The sequence below is a fragment of the Viridibacillus soli genome (genome assembly GCF_016612995.1).
Classification (GTDB): Bacteria; Bacillota; Bacilli; order Bacillales_A; family Planococcaceae; genus Viridibacillus; species Viridibacillus soli.
Genome location: NZ_JAEOAH010000040.1, coordinates 1 through 504, shown reverse-complemented (window position 1 = coordinate 504; position 504 = coordinate 1). Strand labels below are relative to the sequence as shown.

At 38.3% G+C, this 504-nt stretch carries 1 pseudogene; it reads right to left on the bottom strand.

Going from position 1 to position 504, the window contains the following annotated elements:
* A pseudogene (locus tag JFL43_RS18305) lies at positions 1-504 on the bottom strand (DUF4372 domain-containing protein); the annotation flags it as partial.

Here is a 504-nt window from a genome sequence, read left to right as displayed (position 1 = left end):
GACTTCGAGTTGATTGCGATTATGTTCTTTCGCTGTAGTGAGTACCGTTTTTTCGGGATAAGACGTTCCTTTTTTCATGAACACCAGGCGTAAGTGAAGCTTAACACCCGCTTTTGTTTTACGAAATTCAGCCTATTTGTGATTCGTTAAATTAAGCGGTAATGTACTCGAATCAATGATTTTTAAAGGCATGACGCTTTTCGAGACATTCGTTTTTTGGTGGATTTGAACGACTAAATCAAGGAAAAGCTGTTGGAAGATATCTGGATTCATGCCGTTCAATCTGCGTGACAGCTGAGAGATACTGATGGATTCTAAGTTCGTGCCTTTTTGAAGATGTTCGTCGAAAAGACAATCACTCAGCGCATGCAGACTTTCGGTTTCCTGTAGCTGCGCAAAAAGCAGTAAATTAAAGAATGAATCCGTCGTAAGTTTTTTCATATAAGCATCTAATTTCATCGTTTCCACGTTTTCTTCAAAAAGTTGAAGATTTATGGGTAAAAA